The sequence below is a fragment of the Mycetocola sp. TRD_SC_2 genome, assembly GCF_055361225.1.
The window spans coordinates 2,635,207-2,647,779 of record NZ_CM143954.1 but is presented as its reverse complement, the minus strand read 5'-3'; the positions used below and the strand labels follow the sequence as shown (position 1 = coordinate 2,647,779).

14 protein-coding genes are annotated in these 12,573 nt (G+C 64.2%); 9 read left to right on the top strand and 5 right to left on the bottom strand.

Annotated elements, in window-relative coordinates; translation table 11 throughout:
- Nucleotides 1-12 precede the first annotated feature (12 nt).
- From ACWA1Q_RS12665 to ACWA1Q_RS12645, 5 genes are all read left to right on the top strand, one after another.
- Complete coding sequence (locus tag ACWA1Q_RS12665; protein ID WP_463757814.1) at nucleotides 13-951, top strand: ABC transporter substrate-binding protein; 939 nt, start codon at nucleotides 13-15, stop codon at nucleotides 949-951.
- A 103-nt stretch (nucleotides 952-1,054) separates the two neighbouring features.
- Nucleotides 1,055-2,404 carry a peptidoglycan DD-metalloendopeptidase family protein gene (locus ACWA1Q_RS12660; protein WP_463757813.1) on the top strand — a complete coding sequence of 450 codons (1,350 nt, stop codon included), beginning with the start codon at nucleotides 1,055-1,057 and terminating at the stop codon, nucleotides 2,402-2,404.
- A 47-nt stretch (nucleotides 2,405-2,451) separates the two neighbouring features.
- Complete coding sequence (locus tag ACWA1Q_RS12655; RefSeq protein ID WP_463757812.1) at nucleotides 2,452-2,931, top strand: DUF3151 domain-containing protein; 480 nt, start codon at nucleotides 2,452-2,454, stop codon at nucleotides 2,929-2,931.
- Nucleotides 2,932-2,994: 63 nt separating this feature from the next.
- Nucleotides 2,995-4,281 carry an adenylosuccinate synthase gene (locus ACWA1Q_RS12650; protein ID WP_463757810.1) on the top strand — a complete coding sequence of 429 codons (1,287 nt, stop codon included), beginning with the start codon at nucleotides 2,995-2,997 and terminating at the stop codon, nucleotides 4,279-4,281.
- A 2-nt stretch (nucleotides 4,282-4,283) separates the two neighbouring features.
- Nucleotides 4,284-5,024, top strand: a complete 741-nt coding sequence (locus tag ACWA1Q_RS12645) for a signal peptidase I (protein ID WP_463757808.1) — start codon at nucleotides 4,284-4,286, stop codon at nucleotides 5,022-5,024.
- Nucleotides 5,025-5,164: 140 nt separating this feature from the next.
- On the opposite strand, the gene ACWA1Q_RS12640 is transcribed toward ACWA1Q_RS12645, so the two are convergent.
- Entirely contained in the window at nucleotides 5,165-6,076 is a 912-nt protein-coding gene (locus ACWA1Q_RS12640) for a DUF222 domain-containing protein (protein WP_463757806.1), read from the bottom strand.
- A gap of 114 nt (nucleotides 6,077-6,190) precedes the next feature.
- A complete protein-coding gene (locus tag ACWA1Q_RS12635; protein ID WP_463757804.1) occupies nucleotides 6,191-6,739 on the bottom strand; it encodes an AMIN-like domain-containing (lipo)protein in 549 nt (182 codons plus the stop codon).
- 315 nt (nucleotides 6,740-7,054) lie between these two features.
- On the opposite strand from ACWA1Q_RS12635, the gene ACWA1Q_RS12630 reads away from it, so the two are divergent.
- From ACWA1Q_RS12630 to ACWA1Q_RS12615, 4 genes are all read left to right on the top strand, one after another.
- On the top strand, nucleotides 7,055-7,630 hold the full coding sequence (locus ACWA1Q_RS12630) for an alternate-type signal peptide domain-containing protein (protein ID WP_463757802.1): 576 nt from the start codon (nucleotides 7,055-7,057) through the stop codon (nucleotides 7,628-7,630).
- Nucleotides 7,631-7,808: 178 nt separating this feature from the next.
- Nucleotides 7,809-8,393 carry an alternate-type signal peptide domain-containing protein gene (locus ACWA1Q_RS12625; protein ID WP_463757801.1) on the top strand — a complete coding sequence of 195 codons (585 nt, stop codon included), beginning with the start codon at nucleotides 7,809-7,811 and terminating at the stop codon, nucleotides 8,391-8,393.
- Nucleotides 8,394-8,399: 6 nt separating this feature from the next.
- Entirely contained in the window at nucleotides 8,400-9,182 is a 783-nt protein-coding gene (locus ACWA1Q_RS12620; protein ID WP_463757799.1) for a hypothetical protein, read from the top strand.
- A gap of 81 nt (nucleotides 9,183-9,263) precedes the next feature.
- Nucleotides 9,264-10,079, top strand: a complete 816-nt coding sequence (locus tag ACWA1Q_RS12615) for a response regulator transcription factor (RefSeq protein ID WP_463757796.1) — start codon at nucleotides 9,264-9,266, stop codon at nucleotides 10,077-10,079.
- Nucleotides 10,080-10,109: 30 nt separating this feature from the next.
- On the opposite strand, the gene ACWA1Q_RS12610 is transcribed toward ACWA1Q_RS12615, so the two are convergent.
- The 3 genes from ACWA1Q_RS12610 to ACWA1Q_RS12600 all read right to left on the bottom strand — a co-directional run bounded on the left by ACWA1Q_RS12610 (nucleotide 10,110) and on the right by ACWA1Q_RS12600 (nucleotide 12,530).
- Nucleotides 10,110-10,520 carry a hypothetical protein gene (locus tag ACWA1Q_RS12610; protein ID WP_463757795.1) on the bottom strand — a complete coding sequence of 137 codons (411 nt, stop codon included), beginning with the start codon at nucleotides 10,518-10,520 and terminating at the stop codon, nucleotides 10,110-10,112.
- 178 nt (nucleotides 10,521-10,698) lie between these two features.
- Entirely contained in the window at nucleotides 10,699-11,544 is an 846-nt protein-coding gene (locus tag ACWA1Q_RS12605) for an ABC transporter permease (RefSeq protein ID WP_463757793.1), read from the bottom strand.
- Complete coding sequence (locus ACWA1Q_RS12600; RefSeq protein WP_463757791.1) at nucleotides 11,541-12,530, bottom strand: ATP-binding cassette domain-containing protein; 990 nt, start codon at nucleotides 12,528-12,530, stop codon at nucleotides 11,541-11,543. The genes ACWA1Q_RS12605 and ACWA1Q_RS12600 overlap by 4 nt, the downstream gene beginning before the upstream one ends.
- Nucleotides 12,531-12,573 lie beyond the last annotated feature (43 nt).

Genomic DNA, 12,573 nt, shown 5'->3' with positions numbered 1-12,573 from the left:
GTAAGGAAGAACATGTTCACTTCACGACGCGGCCGCCTGGCCACAGGAATTCTCGCCGCGGGCACAGTGCTCGCCCTCACCGGCTGCGGCGGAGGGGGCGACCCGCTCGAGCCCGGCAGCGAGCCGTCCGGCGACAGCGAAACGATCATCGTCGGCTCCGCCGGTTTCGCCGAGTCAGAAATCATCGCCCAGATCTTCGCGCAGGCCCTCGAGGCCAATGACGTCACGGTCGAGTTCGCCGGCCAGATCGGCCAGCGGGATGTCTACATCACCGCACTCGAGGACGGCTCGATCGATCTCATCCCCGACTACAGCGGAAACCTGCTGCAGTTCTTCGACGAGGACTCAGACGCGAAGTCGAGCGAAGAGGTCTTCGCTGCCCTCCCCGATGCGCTCCCCGAAGGATTCGAGGTCCTCGACCAGGCCGAGGCCGAAGACAAGGACAGCTACAACGTCACCCAGGAGTTCAGTGAGACCAATGGCGTCACGAGCCTGGCGGATCTGGCGGATATCGACGTTCCGCTCATCGTCGGTGGCAACCCGGAACTGGCCGAGCGGCCCTATGGCCCGCAGGGACTCACCGAGGTCTACGGTGTCGACGCGGCGAACATCCAGTTCGTTCCGATCTCTGATTCGGGTGGACCTCTGACCACAGCTGCCCTGCTCGACGGCACCGTGAACATCGCGGACATCTTCTCGACGACCCCGTCGATCAAGGAGAACAACTTCGTGACCCTCGAGGATCCCGAGAACATGATCCTGCCGCAGAACGTGCTTCCGCTCATCAACTCGGAGAAGGCATCCGACACGGTGAAAGAGGTGCTGAACGCGGTTTCGACCGAACTGACCACCGAAGACCTCATCGAACTCAACGGGCGCAATCAGGGTGACGAGAAGGCCTCGCCCGAGGCTCTCGCCGCCGACTGGCTTGCTGAGAAGGACCTCTTCTAGGCGCGTCGGACCCGAAGCGGGCGAGGGGGGCCACCCGCTTTGGGTCCACGCGACTCACCCACCCCCACCAGACAGATCGCTCTTTTTCTGCCACCATGAAGAAATGCGTTTGCGTTTCCGATCCCTTGTCGCTGCCGTCTCACTCGCGGTCGTGGTGTCAGCGGTCGGTATCTCCGCACCAGCGGCAGCCGCGGTCAGCTACCCCAGCTGGGAGGACGTGAAGAACGCGCGTGCCAGCGAGTCCGCCAAGAAGGCGCAAATCGACTCCGTTAAGAAGCTGCTCGATGATCTTCGCAACGCGTCGGCGGCGGCCCAGGAGGCTGCAGCCACTGCCGCAGCCGAGTACCAGGATGCGCTGATCATCGCCGAAGCTGCCGAGCAGAAGTCCGCGGACCTCAAGACCCAGCTCGAAGAAGCCGAAGCATCGGCCGAGGCGTCAGCGAAGCAGGCTGGCTCGATGTTCGCCCGGATGGGCCGGACGAATTCGTTCGATGTCACCGCGAGCCTTCTCGTTGACTCAGAGAACGCCGATGACACCCTCTACAAGCTCGGCGCCATCGACAAGCTCACCGGGTTGTCTTCGCAGCTCCTCGACGATGCCAAGCAGGATGCCAACCAGGTCACGTCGCTGAGCGAGCAGGCCGTCGTTGCCGCCGAAGTTCTCGAAGCCGCCCGCGCGGAATCAGAGGTGAAACTGCAGGCCGCCGAGGACGCCGCCGCAGTCGCAGCGGCCGCGGTCGCCGAGCAGGAGAAGCACGAGGTGACCCTCCTCGGCCAGTTGTCTTATCTCGAAGGCCGAACAGCAAGCGTTGAAGCCGGCTATGCCGCCGGTGTCGCCGCCGCGAAGAAAGCCGCCGAGGAACGCGCCGCGCGCGAGCGCGCCGCCGCAGCCAAAGCAGCAGCAGAAGCAGCCAAGAACAACAGTGGTAGCGGAAGCGGCGGCGGCGGCGGCGGAGGAAGCAGCAGCGGCGGCGGCGGCGGCGGAGGCGGCGGGTCCAATGCGGGCGCGACCGGAACCTACTTCCAGCCGTCAGCCCAGGGCTGGTGGCGACCGCTGCCCGGCTACATCAGCTCCTGGTACGGCCCCCGCGCGATCAAGTGTGGCGGCACCGGTTGCTCCGTTCCGTTCCACGCGGGCATCGACTTCGCGAACCCCTGTGGCAAGGCCATCCGTGCGGTTGCCGGCGGTCGGGTCACCTTCGTCGGCAACGCCGGCGGGTTCGGTAACCGGGTCATCATCAACCACGGCGGCGGCGTCGAGACCGTGTACGGTCACCTCCAGTCCGGCTCCTACCGGGTCGGTGTCGGCAGTTACGTGAAGGCTGGTTCGTTCATCGCCAACGTCGGTCGCACTGGTGTCGCGACCGGGTGCCACCTCGACCTGAAAGTCCAGGTCAACGGCAGCCACACCAACCCGGCGCCGTTCCTCCGCGCCCGCGGCGTTTCGATCTAGAAGCACGGCCGCTGCCTGTGCATCGAGTGACGCGGTAGGCTGGTCGCGTGACTGGAGACAACCTGCTCGGAGTACCGGAGACACGCCTGCCGGCGGAACCGGAGGTCGTTGACGCCATCGACCGATCGTCAACGGTCGACGATCTCGCTGCCGTCGCAGCCGCGCACCCCACGTCGTCGCTGGCGTGGGCGCGTCTGGCTGAGGCATCCTTCGACTCTGCTCACCCGATTGCCGCATACGCGTACGCCCGGGTTGGGTACCACCGCGGGCTCGACGCGCTGCGCAAAGCTGGCTGGCGCGGACAGGGCCCCGTGCCGTGGTCGCACGAACCGAACCAGGGTTTCCTGCGGGCGCTGTACGCGCTGCGCAACGCTGCGGATGCCATCGGCGAAGTCGACGAAGTGGCCCGGCTGACCGAGTTTCTCCGTGGTGCTGACGAAACAGCAGCAGCCCGGATCGAAAACGAGGGTCTGCCTCTTGAGCCGCCGCCCTCGACTGAAGTTTTCTTCATCCGGGGCCAGGACTAGGCCGATTCGGCCGCCTGCCCGCCGGCGCCCCATAATTTTTTCCGCCAAGAAGGAGCATCCGCCATGCCAGCAATTGTGATCGTCGGCGCCCAGTGGGGCGACGAAGGCAAGGGGAAGGCAACCGACCTCCTCGGCAGCCGCATCGACTATGTCGTGAAGTTCAACGGTGGAAACAACGCCGGTCACACGGTTGTCGTGGGCAACGAGAAGTACGCGCTCCACCTGCTGCCATCTGGCATCCTGACTCCCGGCGTGACCCCGGTCATCTCGAATGGCGTCGTCATCGACCTCGAGGTGCTGTTCTCCGAGCTCGAAGCACTCAGCGCTCGCGGCGTGGATGTGTCGCGGCTGAAGGTGTCGGCCAACGCCCACGTGATCACGCAGTACCACCGCACGCTCGACAAGGTCACGGAGCGGTTCCTCGGCAAGCGCCAGATCGGAACCACCGGCCGTGGAATCGGGCCGGCGTACGCTGACAAGATCAACCGCGTCGGCATCCGGATCCAGGACCTGTTCGACGAGAACATCCTCCGGCAGAAGGTTGAGGGCGCCCTCGACGTCAAGAACCACATGCTGCTCAAGATTTACAACCGCCGCGCGATCTCGGCCGACGAGATCGTCGAGGACCTGCTCTCGTACACCGAGCGGCTGCGTCCGATGGTCGCCGACACTGCGCTCGAACTGCACCAGGCGCTCGAGCGCAACGAGACCGTTCTGTTCGAGGGCGGTCAGGCCACGATGCTCGACGTCGACCACGGCACGTACCCGTTCGTCACCTCCTCCAACGCCACCTCGGGTGGAGCGGCGACCGGTTCCGGTATCGCGCCGAACCGGATCGACCGGGTCATCGCCATCGTCAAGGCGTACACGACCCGTGTCGGGGCCGGCCCATTCCCGACCGAGCTGTTCGATGCATCCGGTGATCACTTGCGTTCGCGCGGGTTCGAGTTCGGAACCACGACCGGTCGCCCACGTCGCGTCGGTTGGTACGACGCCCCGATCGCCCGGTACTCGGCGCGGATCAACGGTGTGACCGACTTCGTGTTGACCAAGCTCGACATCCTCGATGAGCTCGACACCATCCCCGTGTGTGTTGCTTACGACGTCGACGGTGTGCGCCACGAAGAAGTGCCGGTGTCGCAGTCTGACTTCCACCACGCGACTCCCATCTATGAGGAGTTCCCGGGCTGGAAAGAAGACATCTCCGGATGCCGCCGCTTCGAAGACCTGCCGAAGAACGCGCAGGACTACGTGCTCGCGCTTGAAGCGATGAGCGGTTCGCGGATTTCCGCGATCGGTGTCGGCCCCGGCCGGGACGCCATCGTCGTGCGTCACGACCTGATCGGCTAGGCGTGGCGGAGCCGCTGGGCGAGGGAACAGGTAGCCCGGAGAAGGGTAACGCTGTCGCCACTCGGCGAGCGGCTCGAATTGCCCACGCAACGCAGACCGAACGACCCGAGAAGCGACCCTCTGCGATTCGCCGGATCGGGAGCGTCCTGCTGCAGAGTGTCAGCTGGATCGTCCTCATCGTGTGCGGCGCCCTGATCATCGGGTTTGTGCTGGTCCCGCGGTTGACCGGGTCGACGCCGTACACCGTGCTGACCGGCTCGATGCGGCCGACGATGCCCCCGGGTACGACCGTCGTGGTGAAACCGATCGACTTCGAGAACATCAGGGTCGGCGACGCGATCACGTACCAGATCCGGTCGGGTGAGCCGGATGTTGTCACGCACCGGGTGATCGGCGTCAACGTCACCCCCGACGGTGTGCGGCTCGAAACGCAGGGCGATGCGAACCCGAATCCCGATCCCGAACTGGTGCGCGAGGAACAGGTTCGCGGTAAGGCCTGGTACTGGCTCCCGCTGATCGGGTTCGTCACCAACGGTGTGACGAGTGACACTCGCACCTGGGTCGCCCAGGGCCTCGGGGTTGGGCTGATCGGCTATGCCGTTGTGACCCTCGTCGTTGTTGCTGTGCGAGGGAAGAAACGTGGCAAGGGTGCTGAGTCTGTTGCTACCGCTGAGCCAAGGTCGACGGATGCTGCTCCCGCTGAGGCAACTTCGGAAGACTCTTCAGAGCCATCAACCCGTTAGACCCTGACCAACGAGCTCGCGCGCCGTTTCGATGTCGATGGGGCCGAATCCGTCGAGGGCGGCCAGCTCGTCGCTCTTCCCGAGGAGGGAGAGCATCGGCACCGTCACCGTGACGTTCGGCTTGATCTTGCGGAAGGGGGCTACCGGTTCTGAGCCCGGCTTTGTGCCGGGCGATACCTCTGGCGTCGTTCGGGTGTTCTCGGTGTGGCAGTCGTCGGCTGAGAGACGGACGGTTCAGCCTCGCCTCTCTTGTCGATCAAGCCATCGAACAGAGCGTCGGCGCACACATCGGCATGGAGCTGCCCGAGCGTACGCGACTCCACCCGGCTCCGGAGGCTGACCGATTGGGTTCGGATCGCTGTGAACAACGCCCCGGCGACCGGCGCTGTTGTGTAGAGGTTGAGCCAGGCCATGCCATCGCGCGCCGGGATGAACTCGACCTTGCGATCGCTCGAGCACTTCTCCCGTCGGTCGACGGCGGACTCGGGCCGCAACTTCTCACGGAGGGTTCGTGCCTTCTGCCGGAACCGAGCCGGCGTCAGGTTGCGTGCGAAGGGGAGGGCACTGTCTTCGAGCTGCTCCGTGGCATCCGGATCGAGGGTTGCCGTCTCGTCGATGAGGTACTGGGCGTGACGATACGTGATCTCGCCCTCGCGGAGCGCGGCGAGAGTGAGCGGCAGGTGGTGCATCAGGGCTTCGCTTTCGTCGATCAGAGCGACGGCACTGCGCTCCGGGATCCGGAGTTCGCACGCAACCTCCGAGACGAAAGTGCGGCGGGCGAGGTCTTGACGTTGGGCGGGCGAGAAGTTCTTGCCAACAGTGATCACGGCCTCTTCGGTCATGAGCGCGATGCGACGGGCCTGGTCGATGAACGCCGCCTTCCAGGCCGACTGGCGGGCCTCGAGGCGATCGATCTGGGAGACGGCACCGAGCAGGGCGAGGGAGGTGTCGGCGATGATTGCCGCCGTGGCGGGCTCGATGTGAATGTCGAGCGTGGGCTCGTCGGGACTCTCGTCGGGGGAGTCGTCTGGGACAGCGTCGGTGCTTTCCATGCCCCCAGTAAACACCCGACCACCGACATTTGTTCGAGAGTCACACCTCTTGCGAATAACCGAAATAGGAACTGGTGTCTGGGGAGGACCGGAGCTCCAGATCCTCCCCAGCGATCACCACCGATGCGCGACGTCGATGACCAGGCGGCTCGTGTGAAGTGGCCCGTCCAGGATGAAAGCGCGGAACGGGAGACGCGCGCGAACTCCGAGCCCGAAGGTTGTTTGCCCTTCGAAACTTCCCGCATACGCAACCTGGCGGAACGTCGAGAACCCGGTCAGGGTGACGAGTTCGTTCGGGTTGCCTGGTCGCCAGATCTGCTGACCGGTCGAGGTGTAGTTCGCTATGAGAGCGATGACCTGGAGGTCGGCTGCGCCTCGCAGCGGCACTACGGTTCCCGAACCGTCCTGTTTGACTGCGCTGACGTATCGAATATCGAATCCGCGGACCTTTCCGTTGATGTCTATGACCATGCGGTCGAAGCATTCGTGTTGGCCGGCGCGGAGTCCGGTCGGATAGGCACCTGACGAGCCAATCCGCTGGGATTCGGCAAGCGAGCCCCAGGTGATGCCGCAGTACGGAGCAGCGGCGGCAGCAGGGCCGCTCGACGCAAGAAACACAGCGCCGAGCAGCATGCTGATGAGTAATGCAAAGGAACGCTTCATCGCGGTCCCCTCCTTCAAGGTTCAGCCCCCTCAGCGCAGATGGTACGCCTGCGGTTTCTGCTGTGGGAGAGCCTGAAGGTCACGAATTCGGCATCAATTGCGGATGCCGTCCGTTGCGTGATCGCGCTCTCATCGGCGCAGCGGCGCGAAATTGCGTCGATCTTGAGCAAGTCTTTCGCCTAGGGCCCGGAATTTTCCCAACCTTGCGGGTTCGCTGGTCGCATCTTGGGTTTCATTCGGAAGTATCAATCTTGTTCGAAGCGCAAGGCGAGAACATCACCGCAGCTCCTCCGCTGCCAGCCCAAGGGAAACACCATGAAGAAGTTCAACATGAAGAAGACCACCGCAGCAGCAGTCGCAGCAGCAGTCGGAGCAGCACTCCTCCTCGGTGGAGCCGGCACCCTCGCTTACTGGTCCGACACCGACACCAGCGCCGCGCAGATCATCTCGACCGGAACGCTCGACGTCTCGCCCACCACGGGCAGCGACTGGAAGTACGTAAGCGCAGCTGGCGTCGTCGGCGCCGCAGTCGACCAGATCGTCCCCGGCGACCGGGTGCAGACCACCATCAACGTCCCGGTCAAGCTCGTCGGAAAGAACCTCAAGGCGCAGCTCCAGGTCACTCGTGCCAACACCGAATCCCTCACCGGAGTAACCGTGACCACCAAGGTCGGCGACACGCTCGGAGCGGTGGACGCTCTCGTCGTCACCAGCCAGACGCTCACGACGCCGGCTGTCGCGCCGACCACTGCCGTCACCGTCCCGGTTGTCATCACAGTTGACTTTCCTTCCACGATCGCCGGCAAGGTCAACATGACGAACCCCGATGGCACCGTCTCGGCCAAGGCGCTCCAGTTCTCACTGACGTATCTCGTCAGCCAGGTCGCGTAACGCCAACTAGCTTCACCTTGCAGCGGAGGCGGGACCAGCTTTCGAGCTGATCCCACGGGCCCTGTCGTGTACCCGACACGGCAGGGCCCATTTTTCTGCCGCACCATCAACACCACCTGTACCCCAGAACGACCAGCAACACCAGCAGCCAAGCAGCGCACGGACGGAAGGAGCCACCATGAAGAAGTCAACCCGCACTCTTCTCGGCACCGCTACCGCAGCCGCACTTGGCGCCCTCCTGATCCTCGGCGGAACCGGCTCCCTTGCCTTCTGGTCTGACTCCTCGACCAGCGCGGCCCAGCAGATCCAGTCCGGATCCCTCGACTTGGGCACAGCCACCGGAATCAACCTCACGGCTGCCAAGATCGTCAATTGCGCCTCCACCTGCACGACAGCAGTGACCTACACAGGCTCCCCTCTCGTCCCAGGTGACACCATCACCGGAACAGCCACAGTCCCCGTCCGGCTCATCGGAGCGAACATGCGTGCAGCCCTCACCGTGACGCCGACGCTCACAGCGACGTCCAACGTTCCCGCAGACAATGCCCTTGCCTCGGCCATCTCGGTCACGGTCAAGAGCATCTACGGAGACAACGGGAGCGGAACCCCGAACGCAAGCCGCACGGTGAATCTCAGTCCGATGGATGCAACCATCCCGGTGGTCTTCGAAGTTTCCCTTCCCGCAAACGCCAGCAACGCCACCATGGGTGGCCAGGTCTCCATCGTCGCTTCATACGCCCTCACTCAGATCGCGGCAGCGTAGCCCGAGATGACGGAAGACTCGGGCGCTCGGAGCATCGACCAGACCAAGCGCAGCCACACCCTTTTCACCCGGATCGGTGCCGGCCTCGCCGCGACCGTACTTGCCTGCTCGATTTCGCTGGCCCGAGCTTCCGACGCCATCGCCGACACCACAGAGCGGTCGCTGAGCATCACCCGTCCGGACGGTTCACCCGTTGGCACCCTGTTCAGCGACTGGACGATGGTCCCGGGCGACCGGGTCACGACAACAGTTATCGCCCACCGCACCGGCGGCGGCGAATCGAGCCTGCTCATCACCCTCGGCGACAACCAGTCCGATCGAAAAGCGGCTCCGACGCCCGTCGAAGAAGACGTTGTCATCACCGTCGCCAGCAACGGGGTGGAACTTTCCTCGTCAGCAGCCACGCTCGTGCGAGGCGACGTCATGCTCGACCTCGGCCGCAGCGCAGCCGCAATGGTTCCCATTGATGTCACCTTCGAGCTGCCCTTCGAGTCAAACAACGCCACCCAGCAGCAGTCCATCGACCTGACACTCATGGTCGTTGCCGCCGACATCCCCACGTCGACAGACCCTGCTGACCCTGCTGACCCGGCCCTTCCTTCCGACCCGACACCGGCTCCCCTCCCCGGCTCCGACACTCCGACAGCGGATGACCCTGCCCTTCCTGCCCTGCCGTCCACCGGGGCATCGGTTCGTGACATCCTCATCGGCGCGGCCGTTGTCACCTGCATCGGACTCCTTCTTATCGGTATGCGCAATCGGCGTGACGAAGCGGTAGACCCCCACTAGAGTGACTGGTGGTCCGATGCCGTCGGATCATCGAGGGGCGCTCAACGGAGTGCACAGCACTTCCGGGGGGAACCGCAACACATGGCAGAAGACATCCGCCGCACCGCCGTCGTCATCGAAGACGACGCCGACATCCGAGGTCTCGTCGAAACAGTGCTGCGCCAGGCCGGTTTCGAAGTCACATCGACAGCGAGCGGCACAGAAGGCGTCGAGCTCGTACGCGAGAAGAAGCCAACCGTCGTCACACTCGACATCGGCCTCATCGATATCGACGGACTCGAAGTGGCACGCCGCATCCGCCTCTTCACCGACTGCTACATCGTCATGCTCACCGCCCAATCCGACGAAGCCGACCTCTTGTTCGGCCTCGAATCCGGCGCAGACGACTACGTCATCAAGCCATTCCGGCCCCGCGAACTGCGCGCCCGCATCGAAGCGATGCTGCGTCGCCCCCGCGCCGCGAGCCAGTTCGACACAGATGTTCCGGCACCCGCCACCGCTCCGGCTCCGGTCACGCAAACCCCGGCCCCCGTTCCAGCATCAGAAGCTCCCGCAAGCAATGACGAGCTCGTGTACACCCACAACGGCCTGAGCCTCAACGCAGACACCCGCACGGTCGAACTAGAGGGCAACGAGCTCGAACTCACCCGCACCGAGTTCGACCTCCTGCGTTCGCTGCTGCACAGCAAACGGCGCGTGCGGTCGAAGGCCGATCTCGTGCGGGAACTGCGCGACGAAGCGTACGTCGCCAACGATTTCGTCAGCGAATCCGAAGAACGGTCGATCGAAGTTCACTTCGCCAACCTGCGGCGCAAGCTGTCAGACGACCCGAAGCGTCCGCGCTGGATCGAAACTGTTCGCGGCGTCGGCTACCGGCTCTCACCGAACCGGGACTGAACGCCGGCTTCTCTGCCGCAGAACGCCTGCTCAGGCCGCGAGGTCGAGCTTGCGGAGGCTCGCCAGTTCGCGCAGCGTCGCATCTCCGACCGCCTGCAACGCAGGCAGGAACGGTTCGGCTTCGCTCAGCCGACCGGTCCGGGCCAGGCATTCCAGTGCGGCGCCGTAAGCGGATAGCTTCATCGCGCCGACCATCTGGGCGGCGACCTTGATGCTCAGTGCGCAGTCGTGGGCAGCAACGGTGTCAAGCGACCGGATGCTCAGTTCTGCGCGTTCCAGCCGCGCCGGCCAGTGTCCCATGAACCTCGCGACGAAACCGTCGAGCGCTGACTCATCGGATTCCAGCGAGTCGAGGAGCGCATCGAGGGCCGCAGGATCGAGAAGGGGCGGATGGCCGGTGTCGTCAGGATGAGTCGTGGTGAGGAGGGGGGTATTCACCACGTCTGCCAATCCTGAGTCGTATCACCGGGCATCCGCCCGTAGAGCGGCATTCGGGTTGCCGCTTAGTTAGATTCTGCAGCGCCACAATCAGGTTTGCAGGCCGTCCATGCTCAAGTTTCGCCTAAGTTCTGGCACACATTTCTGACACCCCTTCGGGGGCCGTGTTGAATTGGCGCAATCAGCGCGAGGTTACCTGCGAGAAACGACGGATGGCGAGCGGAATGAAGACCGCGAGAATCACGGCAACACCGATCAGTACGGCCAAAGCCGGGTTCTGCTGCACCCAGCTGTCGCCGATCGGTGTGCCGGCGGGAACGTTGCCGAACAACTCCCTGGCAGCCTGCACGAGGGAGGTCACCGGGTTCCATTCGGCGAACACGCGCAACGGAGTAGGGAGGGTCTCTGCAGGGACGAACGCATTCGAGATGAAGGTCAGCGGGAACAGGATGAGGAACGACACATTGTTGATGACCTCGGGGCTCCGCACCGTCATGCCGAGGAACGCCATCACCCACGACAGCGCGTAGGCGAAGAGCAGGAGGAGCGCGACGCCGGCAATCGCTTCGAGCAGGCTGGACCGGACCCGCCAGCCGACGATGAACCCCGTCGCCATCATCACAACCATCGAGATGCTGTTGATGAGGAGGTCACCGTTCGTCCGCCCGATCAGAACGGCCGACGGACTCATCGGCAGCGTCCGGAACCGGTCGATGATGCCGTCCTTCAGATCCTGTGCCATCGCTGAGCCGGAGTACGTGGATCCGAACACCACGGTCTGGGCGAAGATGCCCGCCATGATGAACTCGTTGTAGGTGCTGCCAGGGATGTCGATGACACCCGCGTAGACGTAGGTGAAGAGAAGGACGAACATTATCGGCTGAAGCGTCGTGAAGACGAGGATGTCCGGCACCCGCTTGATCTTGATCAGATTCCTGCGGGTAGTGATCCAGCCATCGTTGAACCAGCGGGCGGCGGGACCCGGCCTGGCTGCGGCATCCGGTTTCACCTCTGTCGCAGCGGTCATCGTGCCTTCTCCTTCGACTCCTCGACGTCGGCGTCTTCGGTGGTGCGACCGGTCAGGCGGAGGAAGACGTCATCGAGCGTCGGCCGCCGCATCCCGGCGTCGTAGAGGGCGACACTGCGTTGTTCCAGGTCGCGCAGGACGAGCTGCAGTGCTTCAGGTCCGCTCGAGACACTCACCGTCACCGTGCGGGAATCGTTCGACACCGCCGGTTCCGCGTTCCCGAAGCGCCTCAGCACCTCGACCGTCACCGCGGTATCGTCCGGCGTGACGAGATTCAGCTCGACGCGCTGCCCACCGACGGATGCCTTCAGCTCGTCGGCCGTTCCCCTCGCGATCACCTTTCCCTCGTCGATGACACTGATGTCGTCGGCGAGCTGGTCGGCCTCCTCGAGGTATTGGGTCGTGAGCAGCACGGTGGTTCCCTGGCTCACGAGCGACCGGATGATGTCCCACATGCCGAGCCGGGATCGCGGATCGAGTCCCGTCGTCGGTTCGTCGAGGAAGAGAACCTCGGGTTGGGTGACGAGCGCGCCGGCGAGGTCGATCCTGCGCCGCATGCCGCCGGAGAATCCTTTCACCGGCCGGTTCATCGCTTCGGTCAGATCGAAGAGTTCGATGAGTTCCTTCGCCCTGGCCCGTGATGCTTTCGCGCCGAGGTGGTAGAGCCTGCCCACCATGTCGAGGTTCTCGAACCCCGTGAGGTTCTCATCCACGGCGGCATACTGGCCAGACACCCCTATGATCGGGCGGATGTCATCCGGCCGCTTCACGACGTCGATGCCCCCGATCGTGGCAGTGCCGCTGTCGGGGATGATGAGCGTCGTCAGCACCTTCACCGCTGTCGTCTTGCCTGCCCCGTTCGGCCCGAGAATCGCGGTGATTGTTCCGCGAGGCACAGAGAGATCGAGCCCGTCCAGTGCGTGGACCGGCTCGGCGCCTTTGGGGGTGTACGTTTTTGTGAGGCCGACGGCCTCAACGAAATTCATCCTTCGACGGTACTCCTCGACCGCCAGCGGTCAAGAGGTAATT

Coding starts and splice junctions, on each gene's coding strand:
- ACWA1Q_RS12665 (WP_463757814.1), top strand. CDS start 13: ATGTTCACTTCACGACGCGGCCGCCTGGCCACAGGAATTCTCGCCGCG.
- ACWA1Q_RS12640 (WP_463757806.1), bottom strand. CDS start 6,076: ATGGAAAGCACCGACGCTGTCCCAGACGACTCCCCCGACGAGAGTCCC.
- ACWA1Q_RS12650 (WP_463757810.1), top strand. CDS start 2,995: ATGCCAGCAATTGTGATCGTCGGCGCCCAGTGGGGCGACGAAGGCAAG.
- ACWA1Q_RS12625 (WP_463757801.1), top strand. CDS start 7,809: ATGAAGAAGTCAACCCGCACTCTTCTCGGCACCGCTACCGCAGCCGCA.
- ACWA1Q_RS12615 (WP_463757796.1), top strand. CDS start 9,264: ATGGCAGAAGACATCCGCCGCACCGCCGTCGTCATCGAAGACGACGCC.
- ACWA1Q_RS12600 (WP_463757791.1), bottom strand. CDS start 12,530: ATGAATTTCGTTGAGGCCGTCGGCCTCACAAAAACGTACACCCCCAAA.
- ACWA1Q_RS12620 (WP_463757799.1), top strand. CDS start 8,400: ATGACGGAAGACTCGGGCGCTCGGAGCATCGACCAGACCAAGCGCAGC.
- ACWA1Q_RS12660 (WP_463757813.1), top strand. CDS start 1,055: ATGCGTTTGCGTTTCCGATCCCTTGTCGCTGCCGTCTCACTCGCGGTC.
- ACWA1Q_RS12630 (WP_463757802.1), top strand. CDS start 7,055: ATGAAGAAGTTCAACATGAAGAAGACCACCGCAGCAGCAGTCGCAGCA.
- ACWA1Q_RS12605 (WP_463757793.1), bottom strand. CDS start 11,544: ATGACCGCTGCGACAGAGGTGAAACCGGATGCCGCAGCCAGGCCGGGT.
- ACWA1Q_RS12635 (WP_463757804.1), bottom strand. CDS start 6,739: ATGAAGCGTTCCTTTGCATTACTCATCAGCATGCTGCTCGGCGCTGTG.